Origin of the sequence: Nitratireductor sp. GCM10026969 (genome assembly GCF_042660605.1) — a bacterium.
Lineage (GTDB): Bacteria > Pseudomonadota > Alphaproteobacteria > Rhizobiales > Rhizobiaceae > Chelativorans.
In genome coordinates, this window is sequence record NZ_JBHSUM010000042.1 from 1 (window position 1) to 17,954 (window position 17,954).

19 protein-coding genes and 1 tRNA gene are annotated in these 17,954 nt (G+C 65.0%); 7 read left to right on the top strand and 13 right to left on the bottom strand.

Annotated elements, in window-relative coordinates; genetic code table 11:
- On the bottom strand, positions 1-321 hold a 321-nt coding region (locus tag ACFP9U_RS11155), incomplete at its 3' end, for an anti-sigma factor family protein (RefSeq protein WP_378621402.1).
- The gene (locus ACFP9U_RS11160) at positions 318-842 is read right to left on the bottom strand and encodes an RNA polymerase sigma factor (protein WP_378621404.1); all 525 of its coding nucleotides are present in this window, start codon (positions 840-842) and stop codon (positions 318-320) included. The genes ACFP9U_RS11155 and ACFP9U_RS11160, both read right to left, overlap by 4 nt.
- A gap of 228 nt (positions 843-1,070) precedes the next feature.
- On the opposite strand from ACFP9U_RS11160, the gene ACFP9U_RS11165 reads away from it, so the two are divergent.
- The gene (locus ACFP9U_RS11165) at positions 1,071-1,499 is read left to right on the top strand and encodes a DUF4168 domain-containing protein (RefSeq protein ID WP_378621406.1); all 429 of its coding nucleotides are present in this window, start codon (positions 1,071-1,073) and stop codon (positions 1,497-1,499) included.
- A 124-nt stretch (positions 1,500-1,623) separates the two neighbouring features.
- Here the strand turns inward: ACFP9U_RS11165 and ACFP9U_RS11170 are convergent.
- From ACFP9U_RS11170 to ACFP9U_RS11190, 5 genes are all read right to left on the bottom strand, one after another.
- Positions 1,624-1,700: transfer RNA gene (locus ACFP9U_RS11170), tRNA-Pro, on the bottom strand.
- On the bottom strand, positions 1,678-3,006 hold the full coding sequence (locus ACFP9U_RS11175; RefSeq protein WP_378621408.1) for an O-antigen ligase family protein: 1,329 nt from the start codon (positions 3,004-3,006) through the stop codon (positions 1,678-1,680). The genes ACFP9U_RS11170 and ACFP9U_RS11175 overlap by 23 nt, the downstream gene beginning before the upstream one ends.
- Positions 3,003-4,535: an undecaprenyl-phosphate glucose phosphotransferase gene (locus tag ACFP9U_RS11180; RefSeq protein ID WP_378621410.1), complete on the bottom strand. Its 1,533-nt coding sequence runs from the start codon at positions 4,533-4,535 to the stop codon at positions 3,003-3,005. The genes ACFP9U_RS11175 and ACFP9U_RS11180 overlap by 4 nt, the downstream gene beginning before the upstream one ends.
- A gap of 80 nt (positions 4,536-4,615) precedes the next feature.
- Entirely contained in the window at positions 4,616-5,746 is a 1,131-nt protein-coding gene (locus tag ACFP9U_RS11185) for a glycosyltransferase family 4 protein (protein WP_378621439.1), read from the bottom strand.
- Between the two features lie 24 nt (positions 5,747-5,770).
- Positions 5,771-6,334: a polysaccharide biosynthesis/export family protein gene (locus tag ACFP9U_RS11190; RefSeq protein WP_322450753.1), complete on the bottom strand. Its 564-nt coding sequence runs from the start codon at positions 6,332-6,334 to the stop codon at positions 5,771-5,773.
- Between the two features lie 176 nt (positions 6,335-6,510).
- Here ACFP9U_RS11190 and ACFP9U_RS11195 point away from each other — a divergent pair, with 176 nt between their 5' ends.
- The gene (locus tag ACFP9U_RS11195; RefSeq protein ID WP_378621411.1) at positions 6,511-8,598 is read left to right on the top strand and encodes a GumC family protein; all 2,088 of its coding nucleotides are present in this window, start codon (positions 6,511-6,513) and stop codon (positions 8,596-8,598) included.
- Positions 8,599-8,600: 2 nt separating this feature from the next.
- On the opposite strand, the gene ACFP9U_RS11200 is transcribed toward ACFP9U_RS11195, so the two are convergent.
- Both ACFP9U_RS11200 and ACFP9U_RS11205 read right to left on the bottom strand, forming a co-directional pair.
- Positions 8,601-9,779 (bottom strand): GNAT family N-acetyltransferase, encoded by a 1,179-nt coding sequence (locus ACFP9U_RS11200; RefSeq protein WP_378621413.1) that lies wholly within the window; start codon positions 9,777-9,779, stop codon positions 8,601-8,603.
- A 66-nt stretch (positions 9,780-9,845) separates the two neighbouring features.
- Positions 9,846-10,064 carry a DUF2842 domain-containing protein gene (locus tag ACFP9U_RS11205; RefSeq protein WP_322450756.1) on the bottom strand — a complete coding sequence of 73 codons (219 nt, stop codon included), beginning with the start codon at positions 10,062-10,064 and terminating at the stop codon, positions 9,846-9,848.
- A gap of 159 nt (positions 10,065-10,223) precedes the next feature.
- Between ACFP9U_RS11205 and ACFP9U_RS11210 the strand changes: the two genes are divergently transcribed.
- Complete coding sequence (locus tag ACFP9U_RS11210; protein WP_378621415.1) at positions 10,224-11,309, top strand: COX15/CtaA family protein; 1,086 nt, start codon at positions 10,224-10,226, stop codon at positions 11,307-11,309.
- A gap of 10 nt (positions 11,310-11,319) precedes the next feature.
- Here ACFP9U_RS11210 and argC read toward each other — a convergent pair whose 3' ends face one another.
- From argC to rplM, 4 genes are all read right to left on the bottom strand, one after another.
- Positions 11,320-12,246, bottom strand: a complete 927-nt coding sequence (argC, locus tag ACFP9U_RS11215; RefSeq protein ID WP_378621416.1) for an N-acetyl-gamma-glutamyl-phosphate reductase — start codon at positions 12,244-12,246, stop codon at positions 11,320-11,322.
- A gap of 88 nt (positions 12,247-12,334) precedes the next feature.
- On the bottom strand, positions 12,335-13,285 hold the full coding sequence (gene speB / locus ACFP9U_RS11220) for an agmatinase (RefSeq protein WP_378621418.1): 951 nt from the start codon (positions 13,283-13,285) through the stop codon (positions 12,335-12,337).
- Positions 13,286-13,393: 108 nt separating this feature from the next.
- Positions 13,394-13,876: a 30S ribosomal protein S9 gene (gene rpsI / locus ACFP9U_RS11225; protein ID WP_378621419.1), complete on the bottom strand. Its 483-nt coding sequence runs from the start codon at positions 13,874-13,876 to the stop codon at positions 13,394-13,396.
- Positions 13,869-14,342: a 50S ribosomal protein L13 gene (rplM, locus tag ACFP9U_RS11230; RefSeq protein ID WP_322450761.1), complete on the bottom strand. Its 474-nt coding sequence runs from the start codon at positions 14,340-14,342 to the stop codon at positions 13,869-13,871. Before rplM ends, rpsI begins: the two co-directional genes overlap by 8 nt.
- Before the next feature lie 347 nt (positions 14,343-14,689).
- Between rplM and ACFP9U_RS11235 the strand changes: the two genes are divergently transcribed.
- From ACFP9U_RS11235 to ACFP9U_RS11250, 4 genes are all read left to right on the top strand, one after another.
- Positions 14,690-15,511 (top strand): enoyl-CoA hydratase, encoded by an 822-nt coding sequence (locus ACFP9U_RS11235; protein WP_378621421.1) that lies wholly within the window; start codon positions 14,690-14,692, stop codon positions 15,509-15,511.
- Positions 15,511-15,936 (top strand): VOC family protein, encoded by a 426-nt coding sequence (locus ACFP9U_RS11240; protein ID WP_322450903.1) that lies wholly within the window; start codon positions 15,511-15,513, stop codon positions 15,934-15,936. Before ACFP9U_RS11235 ends, ACFP9U_RS11240 begins: the two co-directional genes overlap by 1 nt.
- Positions 15,933-16,454 (top strand): CoA-binding protein, encoded by a 522-nt coding sequence (locus tag ACFP9U_RS11245; protein WP_378621423.1) that lies wholly within the window; start codon positions 15,933-15,935, stop codon positions 16,452-16,454. Before ACFP9U_RS11240 ends, ACFP9U_RS11245 begins: the two co-directional genes overlap by 4 nt.
- 126 nt (positions 16,455-16,580) lie before the next feature.
- Positions 16,581-17,864 carry an O-acetylhomoserine aminocarboxypropyltransferase gene (locus ACFP9U_RS11250; RefSeq protein WP_378621426.1) on the top strand — a complete coding sequence of 428 codons (1,284 nt, stop codon included), beginning with the start codon at positions 16,581-16,583 and terminating at the stop codon, positions 17,862-17,864.
- The last annotated feature ends 90 nt before the right edge of the window (positions 17,865-17,954 follow it).

The following is a 17,954-nucleotide window of genomic DNA, read 5'->3' on the forward strand; positions in this document are numbered from 1 at the left end:
GCCGACGAGCCAGCCACCGCCGGCCGCCAGGAATGCCAATGCAAGGCCGGCGGCGATGGCTTCCGCGGAGAAGTACCGCTTGCGGCGCCGCGGCTCGCGCACGGCCCGCAGAAGATGGGCCGGGGTCGGGCGTTCAAGCTCCGCGGCGTAGAGCGCACGAATGGCGGCATTGTCGCACATGATGGCGTGTACGCGCGCGGCGTCGGCCTGGTTGGCCGCAAGATGCGCCTCGACCGCGGCCTTACGCGCTGCATCGCCTTCCAGCAGGCCGTCGGCATAGGCCATGAGGTCGATTTCGCGGATTTTCGGGGTGTCGGTCATTTCACGATTCTCAGCTTGGCAGCCTGGCGTTCCGGCGGTGCCGCCTCCCGGGAGAGCCGCAGCGTCTCGCGTGCCCGGGAAAGCCGGGAGCGGACGGTGCCAACGGGCACCCCGGTGATCTCCGCGACTTCGTCATAGGCAAGCCCTTCCAGCGCCACAAAGAGCACGACGGCGCGCTGCTCCGCCGGCAGCCGGTCGAGCGCTTCGGCCATATTGAGGCATTCCATACGCGCCTCCTGGTCCGGAGGCTGCGCGACCATCATGTCGATCACACCGGTTTCGGCCGGCACGTGATCGCTACGGACGCGACGGAAGTGATTCACGCTCTGGCGGTGGAGAATCCGGAAGAGCCAACTGCGTATGCTGCCGCGGCGCTGCCACAGATGACGCTTGCGCAGGGCTCTTTCGAGGCAATCCTGAACGATTTCGTCGGCCGTATCGCGGTCGCGCGTCAGGGCGAAGGCATATCGGCGCAGATGCGGTATTTGCCGCTCGATCATCCATTGCAGTTCGTCGGACATGCTGCTCCTAGCGCCTTCTTAAGGATCTCGTTCGTGATCCTCGCAAAAAAGACGGGCCGAATTCGGGATTAGTTCCACACGAATCATTATCGGTGGAGAGAAAGAATGTGCGAGCGGCGGGGAACTCATTAGCTCCGGCCCCCGTCTGTGACAGGAGTGCCGCGTCGGGCGGCGCTCCGATCACGCACGCAAGCACCGTTGTTCTCGGTGCGCAAAAGGAGACACACGATGAAATTCCTCCCCAACGGCTTTGCAACCGTCATCGGTTCCGCCGCCGCCCTGGCGCTCTCAATGGGCTTCGCTCCCGCCCATGCCCAGGAAGCGCCGACGCAGCAGCCGGCAACACCGACTCAGCCACCGGCTGCGGAACCAACGCAGCCGCCGGCCGCCGCCGAGGTGGATGACGCCACCCTGCAGGCTTTCGCCCAGGCTTCTCTCGACGTCGAGGAAGTGATTTCCACGTGGTCACCGCGCATCCAGTCGGCCGAGAACGAGCAGCAGGCCGAGGAGATGCGCACCTCCGCCAACCAGGAGATTCGGGAGGCCCTGCAGTCCAACGGGCTGGAGGTCGAGACCTATAATCAGGTCTACCAACTCGCGCAGGCCAATCCCGAGGTCGCGAACACCATCCAGCGCTACAGGCAGGAACTGCAATAAAGCAGGATTCGCGACGAAATTTCGCGCAGCCGTCGGCATGAAGCCGGTGGCTGCCACCAAGCTCGACCATCGGCGTCCGGGCCGGATACGGCCCGGCGGCCGTTAACGCAGGTTGTCGTGAAAATGGTCGGAGCGGCGGGATTCGAACCCACGACCCCTTGACCCCCAGTCAAGTGCGCTACCGGGCTGCGCTACGCTCCGAACCGGCAAAATCCCTATAGTTTCTGTCAGCAGCGCGCAAGGAGAAAATCGGCCGGGCCCGAAGCGTGGCGGGGCTCGACAGCCGATGCCGTTGCTCCAGGGCCATCATGCCCCACAGGAGCCCCAGGAGCAGGTAAAAGTGGCGCCAGTGGTCGATATCGATGACGTTGGCCAGCGCAATGTGCCCCAGGAAGACCACATAGGCACACAGGAGATAGGGCTGCCACATGCGCGCGCGAAAGAGGATGCGGAAGCCGGCGGCCACAGTCCAGGCGATCAGCGTGAAGAATGCCGCGAAGCCGAGCCAGGAATAGGCGAGCAGCGCCTTCAGCCAGATGTTGTGGGTATCCTCGCCGTAGAGCTTGCCGAATTCCAGCGGACCGATGCCGAGAGGATGCTCCGTTGCGAGCAGGAAGCCGATCGCGTGGCGGGCAAAGCGGCCGAGCCTGGAACCGTCGTAATCCTGTACGAGCTGCGCGCGCTGGGCAAAAAGGTCCGCTACGGCGGGGATCTGCAGCGCCACCAGGAGGGCAACGGCGATGAGGATGACCGCGGTGATGCACATCACCATGATCCTCAGGCGGAACAGGCCGTGCCGGTTCTGGATGAGGAGCGCGAGGGTGAGGAGCACGGAGGCGCTGACGAAAAGGCCCCAGGCGCCACGCGAGAAGGAGAGGAAAACGCCAAGGACGATGATCAGGAAAGGCGGCAACGCCGCCAAGGCCGCGCGCAGACCGCCCGTCAGCATCCGGTGCAGGAGATAGATTCCGGGTAGCGTGAGGAAGGGGCCGAACACGTTGGGGTCCTCGAACACGCCGGCGGCGCGGCCGTAGCGCGTGAACATCTCCGCCCCGGGAAAGGCCTGGAAATAGCCGAGAATGCCGCAAATCGCCGTGACGACGGCCGCGGCTATCCACGTCTTCAAAATGAGCGGCAGCAATTCCGGCTGTCTTTCGATAACGGCGGCAAAGAAGATTGCCGTGAAGGCCAGAAAAAAGGAGACGGCAAGATAAAGCGGGATGTCGCCGAGTTCGGGGAGCTGGCTCATGGAGATCAGGCCGCCGACGTTGAAGGCGACGAGCAGGACGAGCAGCGGCGCCACATTGCGCGAGATGCGCAGCCCGAAGACGCTCCAAACCGCGATCAGCCCGGCCATGTAGAGCTCGTAGGGCGCGGGCTCGCGCAGGACGAAGCCCGACAGAAAGACGCCGAGGACGATTGCGCCCTTGCGGATGAGGTCGATGCGATAGGCGTTCACCGCCGCCTGCCATCGAACGCCTTCGCCGTGGGGGACGGAGACGCTCAATAGGCATTCTCCGTATTGAGAAGACGGACCGGCGTCAGGAGAAGGATCTTGAGGTCGAACAGAAGCGACCAGTTCTCGATGTAGTAGAGGTCGTATTCGGTGCGCTTGCGGATCTTTTCTTCCGTGTCGACCTCGCCGCGCCAGCCGTTGATCTGCGCCCATCCGGTCACGCCCGGCTTGACGCGATGGCGGGCGAAATAACCGTCCACCACCTCGTCGAAGAACCGGTTGTGCGCCTCGGCCGCCACCGCGTGCGGGCGCGGCCCGACGAGCGACAGGCTGCCGAAGAGCGCGTTGAAGAACTGCGGAAGCTCGTCGATCGACGTCCTGCGGATGAACCGTCCGACCCGGGTGACACGCGGATCGTCCTTGACGACAGCCTTGCGCGCGGTCGGATCGCACTGCTCGACATACATGGAGCGGAACTTGTAGACCTCGATTTCCTCGTTGTTGAAGCCGTGGCGCTTCTGCTTGAAGACGACCGGCCCCTTGCTGTCGAGCTTGATGGCGATTGCGGTGACCAGCATCACAGGCGAGAACAGGAGGATGCCGATCAGGCTGAAGACGATGTCGAAGGCCCGCTTGGCCACCGAATCCCAGTCGTTGATCGGCCGGTCGAAAATGTCCAGCATCGGCACGGAACCGATGTAGGAATAGGCGCGCGGACGGAAGCGCAGATGGTTCGAATGGGCCGAAAGACGGATGTCGATCGGCAGAACCCACAGCTTGCGCAGCATGGCGAGCACTCGCGCCTCCGCCGTGATGGGCAGCGAGACGATCATCATGTCGATGCGGGCGATGCGGGCGAACTCGATCAGTTCCTCGACATTGCCGAGCTTGGGATAGCCGGCCACCACCGGCGGCGAGCGCCTGTCGTCGCGGTCATCGAAAATGCCGCAGATGCGGATGTCGTTGTAGGGCTGCTGCTCGATGGAGCGGATGAGGGTTTCGGCGTTCTTGCCGCCGCCGACGATGACTGCGCGTCGCTCGATGCGTCCGTTGCGTGCCCAGCGCCGGATGAGGTGTGCTGCGGCAAGCCGCAGGAACACGATCAGCACCAGCCCGCTGATGTACCACGTGCCCAGCCAGAAGCGCGAGAATTGCGAGGAGATCTTGAGGAAGAAGAGCGCCACGGTGAGCAGCGCGAAGGTGCCGGTCCAGGCGATCAGGATGCGCCCGGCGCGTGAGAGCGGGTTGCGCAGCGCCGGCATCTGGTAACAGTCCGAGAACTCCATCACGATGACGGCCGTCGCCGCCACGCCCACGATGATCAGCGGATACTGCCAGTAAAGATGCGTCTCCAGCCCCACATGCCCGACATAGATCTGCAGACCGGCCACGACGAGGGCGGCAAATTCGATCAGCCGCATGGCACCGCTGACCATGACCGGAGACATGGTGTCCCGCCGGTACTGCTGTGCCACCTGCCGTGCCACGGCGCCGAGCTGCGGCGACTGGCGCCGGCGCCGCGGCGGAGCGGGGCGGTCGGCGTTCTTCTCGTAGCGCTCTGCGGGATCGATGGTGTTCATGGACGATAACAACCGGTTTATGCGCCGATAACATCAAGGGCCTAAGATTCCCTTGACCGGGGCTTCGGTTGTTGAAGTATTCAGGCGCGCAACACCGCGCGGTAGACGCTCTCGATCCGCGCGGCCATCGTGTCCGCGCTGAAACGCTCCTTCATTGTGCAAAGGGTCGGCATTCGGCTGCGGAAGGCGGCCTCGTCCTTCAGCGCAAGCACCATCCTCCCGGCAATTTCCGTTACCACGGGGGCGCAAAGGGCAGGGGAGTCGGAGCCGGTTATCTCCGGTATTCCGCCGACTGCGGTGGCGATGAGCGGCTTGCCCGCGGCAAGCGCCTCCAGGACGATATAGGGCATGGCCTCCGCGCGCGAGGGGACCACCATGACGCGTGCAAGCGCGAAGGCCTCCCGTGCCGGCATGGCCGGGCGGAACGTGATCCTGTCGCCCAGCCCGCGTACGCGCGCCTGGGCGATATATTTGGCGCGGTCGTCTCCGTCCCCGACCATGACGGCGGAAAGGCGCCTCCCGGTTTCCCGTTCCGCCGCGTCGAGCGCATCGATGAACAGATCCGGCCCCTTCAGATCGCGCATCATGCCAATGAAGAGGAAGTCAGCCGCGTCCGGCGCGTCCGTTACCGGGTCGAATTCCTCCGCGCGCAAACCGTTGTAGACGAGGCTATGCGGTGCGCGCGGCCGGCCGATCTTCAATTCGTAGCTGCGCTCCTCGTATTGCGAGACGAAGAGGATGTGGTCGGTCACGCGCTCCATCATCCGCTCGAGCGTGAAGAAGAAGCGCCCGGAGCGCGTCTCCGGCGCGTAATGCAGGCTGCCGCCATGGGGGGCGTAGAGGCGGGCGACCTGGCGTCCGCCAAGCCGCATGGCGGTGCCGAAGCAGCGCGCATAGGTGCCGCCCTTGGCCCCGTGTCCATGCAGGACGTCCGGGCGCATGCGCCGGACGATCCCCAGAGTGCGCCACGCGGCGCCGACATCGCCCAGGCCGATATGCCGCTGCATTGGGGTGCGTGCGACACCGAGGGCGAGAAGATGGCTGATCTCGGCGAAGAGGCCGTCTTCGTACGGGCCTCCGGTGGAGGAATCGCAGACGATCCCGATCTCGTGACCGGCGGCGGCCTGCGCTGCGCACAGGTCGCGCACGTGCCGAAAGATGCCGCCGACCGGTGAACGGAAGCAATGGACGATGCGCAGCTTGCCCGACACTTTATCCATGAAGGCGAGCGGGCATCAGAACAGCCGCTCGCGCACATAAATCGCGTCACCCGGCACGAGCGGCTCGGTGATGACCAGCCGCCCGGTCATGACGCGGCCGTTCACGTTGCGCGTGACGTCGACCGTCTGCTGATTGGCGCGCGGCGTGAAGCCGCCGGCCGCCGCGACGGCCTTCTGGATCGTCATTCCCGGGACATAGTAGTACTGGCCGGGGGCACCTACCTCGCCCATGACAAAGACCGGACGGTAGCGGTCGATTTCCACCGTCACGTCGGGATCGCGCAGGTAGCCCTTCTGCAGCATCTGGGCGAGCTTGCGCTCCACCTGCTTGGATGTCTGGCCGCGTGCGGGCACCGAGCCGACCAGCGGGAACTGGATGTAGCCGGCCTGGTCGACACTGTAGGTATTGGTGAGATTGTCCTGGTCGAAGACGGTGACGCGCAGCCGGTCGCCCGAATCGAGCACATAGGGCTGATACAGCGCTTCGTGAAAGGCCGGCGGGGCAGGGCGGTAGCCGGTGCAGCCGCTGACGAGAAGCGCTGAAAGGAACGCAATGGTGATCTGGGAAAAGTGCTTCATGGCCGGATGCGCTCTCTTCGCCGACGCCCGCGGGGCGCCCAGGCTTTCTACCTGCCGCTTATTGCGTCATTACGGTTAATGCCCGGTTAAGTTGTCTCCGGTTTTGCGGGGTTCGGTTAACCCGATGGTTACCATGCAAATTTACTGTACCGGCGGAGAGGTCCGGAGTGCGAAGCATGACCAGCGGGGAAAGAATGGCCAACGACGTCGACGTCGATCTCGGTCATTTGTTTGCGAGCCTCATTAAGCGGTGGCGGCGCATTGCCTTCTTCACGCTCGCGCTCACCGCGGTCGTGTTCCTTCTCGCCGTCCTGGCGACGCCGAAATATCGCGCAGAGACGCGTCTGCTGATCGAGGCGCGCGAATCCGTCTACACGCGGCCGCTGGCGGCCGGCAACGGCGAGCGCGCGGTGCTGGACGCGGAGACGGTTGCCAGCCAGGTGGAGGTCATCACCTCCGCGGAGATCCTGACGCAAGTGGCGCGGGAGCTCGGCCTCGCCGACCGTGAGGAATTCGAAGACAGCGGCCCCTCGATGCTGGAAAGCCTGCTGATGACGTTGGGGCTGAAGAGCGGCCCGGCCGCAACAGCGCCGGAGGAGCGGGTTCTCGAAGCGTTTCGTGAAAAGCTCCAGGTCTACCGGGTGGAAAACTCGCGGGTGATTGTCATCCAGTTCTCCTCGGAGGACCCGCAACTGGCCCGCGAAGTGCCGAATGCGATCGCCAATGCCTATGTGGCGAGCCTGCGGGCGGCGAAGCTGGAAGCCAACGTCGATGCCACCCAGTGGCTGGAACCTGAAATCGCCGATCTGCGCGAGCGCGTTCGGGACGCCGAGGCACGCGTGGCGGACTTTCGCTCCGGGTCCGGCCTGCTCTTCGGCGGGAACAACACCGTGCTGGCGACCCAGCAGCTGGCGGAACTCTCCAGCGAACTTTCGCGGGTGCGTGCCAGCCGCGCCTCGGCCGAGGCCCAGGCCGCGTCGGTGCGCGATGCAATCGCAAGGGGGGCGCCGCTGGAAGCTCTCCCGGAGGTGCAGGCATCCAACCTCATTCAGCGCCTGCGCGAACGGCAGGTGGAGCTGCGAGCGGAAATCGCCGACCTGTCGACGACCTATCTCGGCGACCATCCCCGGATCAGGGCGCTGCGCTCGCAGCTTGCCGATCTCAACACGCAGATACAGCTCGAGATGCAACGGGTCCTGGAGGCGCTCGAAACCGAAGCGGCAACGGCGCGCGGACGCGAACAGGAGCTCATGTCCGATCTGGAGGCGCAGAAGGACGTCTCGTCGAATGCGGAAGAGCAGCAGGTGGAATTGCGCGCCCTCGAACGCGAGGCCGCCGCCCAGCGGCAGCTCCTGGAATCCTACCTTACCCGATACAGGGAGGCGGTCGCACGTGGCGACCGGAGCTATCTGCCCGTGGACGCACGCATCTTCTCGCGGGCACTTCAGCCCTCAGAACCCTATTTCCCGAAGGTGATGCCGATCACTCTTGCCGCCTTCGCCGCTTCGCTTCTGGTCATGTGTGTCATCACGCTCTTGCAGGAGCTCTTCAGCGGCCGCGCGCTGCGCCCGGCCGACAGTGGTGGCATCGAGCCGGTCAGGCAGGTGGAGATGCCTGCCGCAAACGCGGCTGCACCGGCCGAGGCGTCCGCCGCCCGCACGATGGAGCTTGGCGAGGTGGATGTCGAGGTCGCGGCGGAGGCGTTGATCTCTTCCGGCGTCGCACGCGCTATCGTCGTTTCCCCTGAAGGAGACGAGGCCGCGGCGACCGCCGTCCTGGTGGCCCGCGAAGTGGCCGATGCGGGCCTGCGCGTCCTGCTTCTCGATCTGACGGCTTCCGGCGCGGCCTCGCGGCCGATGCTGGAAAGCCGCGCCTATCCCGGCATCACCAACCTGCTCACCGGGGAATCGCAGTTCGCCGATATCATCCACGCGGACCTTTATTCCTCCTGCCACATCATTCCGATCGGCACCGGCGATCTGGACGAGGCCATGCGCGGCATCGACCGCCTTCCCATCATCATGGGATCGCTGACCACCGCCTATGACCTGGTGGTGGCGGAATGCGGCGATGCGGACGCGGCGGCGGTCCGGCGCCTCATGGAAAAAGATGCCAGGATCCTGGTCAGCGTCCTCGATCCGAGCGGGGAGAGCATTGCCGAGGCAACGCGCGAACTGCGCGACGGCGGCTTCTCGAATCCCCTGATGGTCAACCCCTCCGCCCACATGACGCCCACGGCGCCGCCCGGCCGGGACGTCGCCTGACATCAGCGGCTGTTCGGCACCAGCCGGTAGACCCTCCTGGCGAACCGCGCCAGCGCGGGATGCGCCTTCACCGCCCGTTTCACCCGCGACATGGCGCGCAGACCGTGGGCGAGCAGATGCCCCTTTACCGTCAGCCCGGCGAAGGTGTCGGCGTGGCGGGTCTCGATGTCGCACCAAAGGCGCTTGTAGGGTTCGTCCCCGACGCTGAGATCGTAAATCGCCAACCCCTCCGAGCAGGCGGCGAGGATATCCTCGTAGAACAGGAATTCGCCGGGGCTGAGGCTGGAAAGCTCATCCTGGGCGAAGGCGTTGAACTCGCAGATGACGCTGTCAGGCGTGCGGCTCAGGCCGGTGACGGCGCGCAGCTTGCCGGCCACCTCGAGCCCGTGCAGCACGAAGGGCTGCGTCTCCCTGCCGCATGCCGAATGAAACAGGGCACGCCAGCGCGCCTGCACTTGCGGTGCGTCGAAGACGTCGGCGAGGCCCAGGCTCAGAAACCGCTCGTGTTTGAAGGCCAAGAAGGTGTCCAGGAGCCGATCCACCTCGGCCCCGGTGCGCGCTTCAATGAGACGATAGCCGCCGGCCGCCTCGAATTTGCGTTTCTGAGCGCGGTGCTTTTTGCGTTTGCGCTTGCCGCCACGCTCCAGGACCTGCTCGAAGCCACCGGTCAGATCGGCCGAGAGCGCAACGTTGGGGCTGGTCGCGTGGGGCAGATGGAGGAGCGGATTGGAAATCCTCTCGAAGGAGAGCCTCTGCCGCTCCAGCATCACCAGATCGATGTCGGGGCGGGCCGTCCGGATTGCCGAAAGCAATCCGCTGACTGCGTCCTTCCCGAGCGTACCTCCGCCCGGATCGAGAGGCGGGAAATTTCCGTTGGCATGCGAGCCGCCGGCAAAACGGGCCACGCGAAAAGCGCCGAACCGAGCCGTCTCCAGCGCCAGGGCCATGGCCGGCCGGCCGGCCTGTCGCGCAAAGAGGAGAAGCCCCTCGTCCTCCCTTCCGTCGAGCCAGGCCCTGGCCCAGAGCGGTCCCTGGGTGGGTGGGTAGAGCATGCCGGCGCAAAAGGCCTCATAATCCTTCAAAGCCGCTACGCTGGCCGGCTTCGCCGTCACGACGGTTCCCGTCGCCGCCCGCGCCACCGGCGCCGCGCCATGCCTGGACAGGGATGCGATCTTTGTCATGAGCCCGCCTGTAGACTTTTTCGGCACAGCCTACAGGCAAAAAGTGAATCAATGCTCGACGCGGGGTCAGTTTCCCCGGCGCCGGGGCTTTCCTTCCATCCACTTGACCAGCGCCATCGCCGGCAGCACCCACAGAACACCGGTCACGAAGTAGTAGGCCAGATGCACGAGCGGGCCCTTGTCGACAAGCTGCGCCACCGCCACGGCCGTCGATACGAGCGCGTAGAGCACCACCAGCAGAACAAGTGCCAGCATGCCGATGAATTTCCTCAAGCGTGTGGGCATGGCGAATTCCTTTCCGCCGCTCCCATATCGCAATTGCCACGCCGCCGACAGGGTCTTGGACGTTCGGAGGCGTCGGCGCGACGGCTTGTCGCCATGGGCAGGCTTGCATGGAAATGGGCTTTGGTTCACCTACATGCCGGGTTTCCGATCGGACAGACAATGACCGCCACGCCACCTCTCAGCGTTCCTGCTTCCTTCCAGTCGAGCGACAGCCGCGACCGTTTCTGGGTCCGCATCTGGCTCTATGTCGTTGTGGTGACGTTGTTCGCGCTCGTGCTCGTCGGCGGGGCGACGCGGTTGACCGAATCCGGCCTGTCGATCACCGAGTGGAAGCCGATCCATGGGGTGATCCCGCCGCTCAGCGAGGCGGAATGGCAGGAAGAGTTTCAGAAGTACCGTCGCATCCCACAGTACGAGCAGATCAACCGCGGCATGAGCCTGGATCAATTCAAGACGATCTTCTGGTGGGAATGGGCGCACCGGTTGCTCGCCCGCGGTGTCGGCTTCGTCTTCGCGCTGCCGCTTGCCTTCTTCTGGCTTGCCGGCCGCCTGGAGGATCATCTCAAGCCCAAGCTCGTGGGCATATTGGCGCTGGGCGGCCTGCAGGGCGCCATCGGCTGGTGGATGGTCGCATCCGGCCTGGTGGAGCGGACCGATGTCAGCCAGTACCGGTTGGCGACGCATCTCACCATCGCCTGCATCATCTTCGTCGCAACCTTGGCCGTCGCCCGAGGGCTGGCGCCTCACAGCGGCGGGCCGGCGGCGCCCGGCACGCGCCGTTTCGCCGGCTGGCTGGTGGTCGCGGTGCTGGTGCAGATCTATCTTGGCGGGCTCGTGGCGGGGCTCAATGCGGGCTTCTCCTACAACACCTGGCCGCTGATGGACGGGGCGCTCGTCCCACAGGGGTTGTTCACGCAGGCACCGGCCTGGATCAATCTTTTCGAGAACCCCAAGACCGTGCAGTTCGTCCACCGTCTGGGCGCCTATGCGATGCTGGCGCTGGCGCTCTGGCACGCCGTCTCCACAGGGCAGGCCGAACCGGGGACCACCCATGCGCGGCGCGCCGTGCTCCTCGTTCTCCTTGTCCTCGTTCAGGCGGCGATCGGCATCGCCACCCTCGTCATGGTCGTCCCGCTGGGCTGGGCACTCGCCCATCAGGCCGCGGCACTGATCGTCCTGGGCTTCGCCACCGCGCACTGGCAGGCGGCCAAGGGGGCCTATCCGATGCCTGGCGCGCCAGCGTGAGTGGTTCCGGCTATCCCTTCAGCATCAGGTCGAGATTCTGCACCGCAGCGCCCGAGGCACCCTTGCCGAGATTGTCGTAGACGGCCATCAGCAGCGCCTGGGCGCGGGCATCGTTGGCCAAGACATAAAGGCGCATGCCATCGGTGCCGTTGAAGCGTTCCGGATCGATCTCGGCAGATCGCTCGGTCGCCTCGAAGGGCGCCACCTCGACCACGCTGTCCTCGAGTCCGGCATAGTGGTCGGCGATGGCCGCGTGCAGCTCTTCGCCCCTGGGTACGCGGTCGAGCTGGCCGAGCTGCAGGGGGACGGCGGAGATCATGCCCTGGGCGAAGTTGCCCACGGCCGGCTGCATCAGCGGGTCGCGCGAAAGCCGGGCGTAGGCCCGCAGTTCCGGCAGGTGCTTGTGGTTGAGGGTAAGGCCGTAGGGCATGAATTCGGGCGCGTCCTCGCCCTTGGTTTCATAGTCCTCGATCATGCCACGCCCGCCGCCGGAATAGCCGGAAATGCCATTGACCGTGACGGGGAAGTCGGCGGGAAGCAGCCCGGCGGCAACGAGCGGGCGCAGCAGCGCGATCGGCCCCTGCGGCCAGCAGCCCGGATTGGCCACGCGCTTCGCCCCGGCAATGGCCTTCGCCTGGCCGCGGTCCATTTCCGCAAAACCATAGGTCCAGCCCTCGGCCACCCGATGGGCGGAGGAAGCGTCGATGACGCGCGTCGTGTCGTTTTCGATGAGGGAGACGCTCTCGCGCGCAGCATCGTCGGGCAGGCAGAGGATAGCGATATCGGCGGCATTGAGGAACTCGGCGCGCGCGGCGGTTTCCTTGCGCCGCTCGAGGGGTGTCGAGATCAGCTCGATGTCGCTGCGCTCGGAAAGCCGCGTGCGAATCTGCAGGCCCGTCGTGCCGTGTTCGCCGTCGATGAAAATCTTTGCCGTCATGTTTTCCGTGCCCAAAAAGAATCCGGTCTCAAATGGTGGAATCGGTTTCCGGAATCAATCCGGAGAATCCGGAGGTTCGCAGCCCGCACTATCGCTGCTTTCTCTCGGCCAAGAGGCCCAGATAGTGCATGGCCACCGACGCCCCTGCAATGGCCGTGATGTCGGCATGGTCGTAGGCGGGCGCGACCTCGACGATGTCGGCGCCGACGATGTCGAGCCGGCCGAGCTGGCGAAGCACCGAGAGCATCCTTGCGGAGGACGGGCCGCCGGCGACGGGCGTTCCCGTGCCCGGGGCAAAGGCCGGATCCAGGCAGTCGATATCGAAGGTGATGTAGGCCGGGATGTCGCCGACATGGTCCGTGACGGCTTCGGCGATGTCCTTCGCCCGCATCTCCTCCACCTCATGGCCGTAGAGCATGCGGATGCCGCAATCCTCGGGCGCGTGCGTGCGGATGCCGATCTGAATGGAACGCGCGGGGTCGATGACGCCCTCGCGCACCGCACGGCCCACGAAGGCGCCGTGGTCGATCCGCTTGCCGTCGTCGGGCCAGGTGTCCTGGTGGGCGTCGAACTGGACGAGGGCGAGCGGCGCGCCGTGCCTCGCCGCGTGTGCCTTCAGCAGGGGCCAGGTGACGGAATGATCACCGCCCAGTGAGACAAGAAAGGCACCGGCACCGATGATTTTCGCGGCCTCGGCTTCGATAATGGCGGGAACGTCCTGCGGATAGCCGTAATCGAAGAGGCAATCGCCGTAATCGATGACGGCGAGGGCAGCGAAAAGGTCGAGGCCGAAGGGATATTGCGGATCGTTGTCGAAAATCGCCGAGGCCCGGCGGATCGCCTGTGGCCCGAAGCGCGCGCCCGGCCGGTTCGACACCGCGGCATCGAAGGGAAGCCCCCACACCACCGCACCGGCGCCGTCCACTTCTTTGGTGAAGCGGCGACGCATGAAGGACAGCGCGCCCGCGTAGGTAGGGTCGGCCGCCGCACCGAGGGACTGGCGGGCGGTGAAGGCGTGGTCAATCGTATTTGACGGCATGGCAAGTGTTCCTTCGAAGCGGTTCAATGGCTACGGACGAGGAACGTTTCGTGCAACAAAAAAAGCGGGCCCGAAGGCCCGCTTTCCAATCCGTTTGCGTCCCGAGCCTTAGCGCTTGGAGAACTGGAAGGAGCGACGGGCCTTGGCACGGCCGTACTTCTTGCGCTCCACCACGCGGCTGTCGCGGGTGAGAAAGCCGCCCTTCTTCAGGACCGTGCGCAGCTCCGGTTCGTAGTTGGTCAGCGCCCTGGAAATGCCATGGCGCACCGCGCCTGCCTGGCCGGACAAACCGCCGCCCACCACGGTGGCGACGATGTCGTACTGGCCATTGCGGTTGGCAGCCACGACCGGCTGCTGCAGGATCATCTGCAGGACGGGCCGCGCGAAATACTGCTCGAATTCCTTGCCGTTGACGGTGATCTTGCCGGAGCCCGGCTTCACCCAGACGCGGGCGATGGCGTTCTTGCGCCTGCCGGTGGCGTAGGCGCGGCCTTGGGCATCGAGCTTCTGCACATAAACCGGAGCTTCGGCCTCAGGCGCTGTCGCCTGGGTTGCCTCGCCAAGCTCCTGGAGGGAATTGATTTCAGCCATATGCCTGGACCCTTACATTCTTCTTGTTCATCACGACGAGGTCCAGCTTCTCGGGCTGCTGCGCCTCGTGCGGATGGTCGGGACCCGCGTAGACACGCAGGTTCTTCATCTGGCGACGTCCGAGCGGCCCGCGCGGGATCATGCGCTCGACGGCCTTCTCGACCACGCGCTCGGGAAAGCGGCCCTCGAGGAGGTCGCGCGCCGTGCGCTCCTTGATGCCGCCCGGGTGGCCGGTGTGCCAGTAATACTTCTTGTTGCGGTACTTGCCGCCGGTGAAGACCACCTTGTCGGCGTTGACGATGATGACGTTGTCGCCGTCATCGACATGGGGCGTGTAGGTGGGCTTGTGCTTGCCGCGCAGGCGGTTGGCGACGATGGAGGCGAGGCGGCCGACCACGAGCCCTTCGGCGTCGATCAGCACCCACTTTTTCTCCACCTCCGCAGGTTTCTGCGAGAAGGTTTTCATAATCGTCCTGTCCGTGTTTGGAACCCTGCCGGGGCAAGGCGTTTCTTGTTGCTTCAACCGATGGCCTCGGAGGCCCTCGAAAGTCGGGCGAATGCCACGATCCGCGGGCTTATAAGTGGGGCAGGAGATCAAGTCAAGCACAAGATTCGCCTGAATGCGATGAAAAGCGATGGAAAAACAGATGGATATGCTAAAGGTATCATTTTACCGCATTCCGGCGAGCTCTGGGACGGCAAAGGCCGTCCTATGGCAGGGGACTTGGTCATTGACGGCTGATCTTGCGGCCGGCCTGTGCTAGGTCTGATGTCGTCGCGATGTACGAAGCGGGCGCGGGAGAGGAGGTGAGCATGACCGATATTGACGCACCTGCCGTTGCCGAGACGGAGGCGCTGGTCGACAGCCGGATCACGGAGGGCATATGCACGCTGACGCTGCAAAACCCGCCGGCCAACGTGTTGTCCATCGCCATGATGGAGGCGCTCGATGCCGCGCTCGAGCGTGTGCGCGAGGATGCGGCCGTGCGCGCGATCGTTCTCGCGCATGAAGGCAAGGTGTTCTCCGCTGGCCACGACCTTAAGGAAATGACCGCACGCAGGCGGGACCCGGACCGGGGCAGGGCGTTTTTCGCCGACACCATGGCGCGTTGCGCCGGCCTCATGCAGGCGATCGTCCGCCACCCCAAGCCGGTCATCGCCGCCGTCGGCGGCGTTGCCACGGCGGCCGGCTGCCAATTGGTCGCCTCCTGCGATCTCGCCGTGGCGAGCGAGCGGGCCCTTTTTGCCACGCCCGGCGTGAATATCGGCCTTTTCTGCTCCACGCCCATGGTCGCGCTCTCCCGTAATGTCTCGCGCAAGCAGGCGATGGAAATGCTCCTGACCGGCGAGATGATCGACGCCGAGGCGGCGTGTTCCCACGGTCTCGTCAACCGGGTGGTGGCGCATGACGCGCTGGAACGCTCGGCCATGGAGCTCGCCGGGACCGTCGCGTCGAAATCGCCCTTGACGCTGAAGATCGGCAAGGAAGCCTTCTACGCCCAGGCCGAGATGGGGCTCGCCGAAGCTTATGAATACACCGCCCGGGTGATGGTCGACAACATGATGGCGCGCGATGCGGAGGAGGGGATCGGCGCCTTCATCGACAAGCGCGAACCGGAATGGAAGGGGGAATGATGGAACCGCGCATTTCGATCATCACGCTCGGCGTCGACGATCTCGATCGGGCCGCGGAGTTCTACGAGGCGATGGGGCTGGAACGGAACCAGAAGATCACCGAGGGGGTGGCCTTCTTCCAGATGGGCGGCATGATCCTGGCGCTCTGGCCGCGCGAGGAGCTTGCCGAGGATGCCGGCTTCCAGGAGAGCAGGCCGGGCTTTTCCGGCGTGGCACTCGCCTACAACACACGTTCGGAGGCCGAGGTGGGCCTTGTCCTCGAACGCGCGGAGAAGGCGGGCGGCCGCGTCGTCAAGCCGGCGCAGCGCGCTTTCTGGGGCGGGGTCCAGGGCTATTTTACCGATACCGAGGGCAACCTCTGGGAGGTCGCCTACAACCCGGACTTTCCAATCGACGAGGAAGGCCGTATTACGCTGCCCGAATGAACCACGACGCCTACGACAACGCCTATATCGCCGGCATTCTCAACAGCGTGAGAAGCATTGCCGTCGTCGGCGCCTCGGCCAACGACGTGCGGCCGAGCTTCTTCGTCACCAAGTATCTCGTCGACAAGGGATACACGGTCTTCCCGATCAATCCGGGCCAGGCGGGCAGGGAGATCGCGGGCGCGGTGGCCTGCGCCTCGCTCGCCGATCTTCCCGAACCGGTAGACATGGTCGACATCTTTCGCGCTTCGAGCGCGGTGCCGGGGATCACCGACCAGATCCTTGCCATGGACTCGCTGCCGAAGGCGGTTTGGATGCAGCTGACCGTGCGCGATGATGCTTCCGCGGCGCGGCTGGAGGAGAAGGGCATCAAGGTCGTCATGAACCGCTGCCCGAAGATCGAGTACGGCAGGCTGTCGCGCGAGATCGGCTGGAATGGGGTGAACAGCCGCGTCATCTCTTCGAAAAAGCCGATCCTGCGGCAGGGTTTCCAGAGTTTCGGCATCCGCCAGCGGTGACCCTTCGGGCCGGCATGCGCCCTCATAATCTTCCAGGCACTGCCGGGAAATCGGGCAAAACTTCTTTGCCTTCGCGCGCCGTCTCTGTATTGATTGCGCGGAATAATTGCTACCGGAGGAGACCCCATGAACGAGCGCACGCCCGGCTTCAACACGCTCGCCGTCCATGCCGGCGCCCAGCCCGACCCGGCGACCGGTGCCCGCGCCACGCCGATCTACCAGACCACTTCCTATGTGTTCGACGATGTCGACCACGCCGCATCGCTCTTCGGGCTGAAGTCCTTCGGCAACATCTACACGCGCATCATGAACCCCACGCAGGCGGTGCTCGAGGAGCGCATCGCCGCGCTCGAGGGGGGCACGGCGGCGCTGGCCACCGCCTCCGGCCACGGGGCGCAGCTTCTCGTCTTCCATACGCTCATGCAGCCGGGCTGCAACTTCATCGCCGCGCGCAAGCTCTACGGCGGCTCGATCAACCAGTTCGGCCACGCCTTCAAGAACTTCGACTGGCAGGTGCGCTGGGCGGATCCGGACGACATCGAGAGCTTCGAAAGCCAGATCGACGAGAAGACCCGGGCGATCTTCGTCGAGAGCCTGGCCAATCCGGGCGGCACCTTCGTGGATCTGGAGAAGATCGCCGAAGTGGCGCATCGGCACGGTCTGCCCTTCATCGTCGACAATACGATGGCCACGCCCTACCTCCTGCAGCCGATCGACCATGGTGCCGATATCGTGGTCCATTCACTGACCAAGTTCATGGGCGGACACGGCAATTCGGTGGGCGGTGCGCTGGTCGACTGCGGCACCTTCGACTGGTCGAAATCCGGCAACTACCCGATGCTTTCCGAGCCCAGGCCCGAATATGGCGGCGTGGTGCTGCACGAGACCTTCGGCAACTTCGCCTTCGCCATCGCCGCGCGCGTGCTCGGCCTGCGCGACTTCGGCCCGGCGATCTCGCCCTTCAATGCCTTCCTTATCCTGACCGGCATCGAGACCATGCCACTGAGGATGCAGCGTCACTCCGACAACGCTCTCAAGGTGGCGAAATGGCTGCAGGAGCATTCCGCGGTCGACTGGGTCTCTTATCCGGGACTGCCGGACGATCCCAACCATGCGCTGATGCAGAAATATTCGCCGAAGGGGGCGGGCGCCGTCTTCACCTTCGGCCTGAAGGGCGGCTTCGATGCCGGCGTGAAGGTGGTGGAAGGCGTCGAACTGCACTCGCACCTCGCCAATATCGGCGACACCAAGTCGCTCATCATCCACCCCGCCTCGACCACCCACCGGCAGCTTTCGGACGAACAGAAGGTGGCGGCCGGCGCGGGACCGGATGTCATCCGCCTTTCCGTCGGCATCGAGGATGTCGAGGACATCATCGCCGATCTGGAGCAGGCGCTGGCGAAAGTGTGAGGCGGCTGATTGCACGCGCCTCCCGCCCGGAGGTGGAGAGGGCGTCCGGGCGGGCCGCGGAAGGGATGTCGCGCGGCATTTTCGCTCTGC